Source organism: Nocardioides sp. R-C-SC26, assembly GCF_021246465.1.
GTDB lineage: Bacteria > Actinomycetota > Actinomycetes > Propionibacteriales > Nocardioidaceae > Nocardioides.
In genome coordinates this window covers 1-333 of sequence record NZ_JAHRHK010000055.1, presented here as the reverse complement: position 1 = coordinate 333, position 333 = coordinate 1, and the positions used below count along the sequence as shown (strand labels likewise).

Below are 333 nucleotides of genomic sequence, written 5' to 3'. Positions count from 1 at the left end.
CCTCCGGCTGATCTTCACCTGCTGTCACCCCGCGCTCGCGCCGGAGGCGCGCGTCGCCCTCACCCTCCGTCTGCTCGGCGGTCTGAGCGTCGCCGAGATCGCCGAGGGCTTCCTCGGGCCCGAGACGACGATGGCCCAGCGCATCACCCGGGCCAAACGGAAGATCGCCGCCGCGCACATCCCGTTCCGGGTGCCGGCCGAGGCCGACCTGCCCGAGCGGCCCGGAGCGGTCCACGCCGTCCTCTACCTGATCTTCAACGAGGGCTATCTCGCGACCTCGGGGGTCTCGACCCGCGACGATCTCGCCGTCGAGGCCGTCCGGCTGGCGCGCCT

At 73.0% G+C, this 333-nt stretch carries 1 protein-coding gene; it reads left to right on the top strand.

All coding sequences use genetic code 11. The annotated features are described in order from the left end of the window. Positions 1-333, top strand: a 333-nt coding sequence (locus tag KSO97_RS17410; protein WP_269782694.1) for a sigma factor-like helix-turn-helix DNA-binding protein, incomplete at both ends; no start/stop codon positions are given.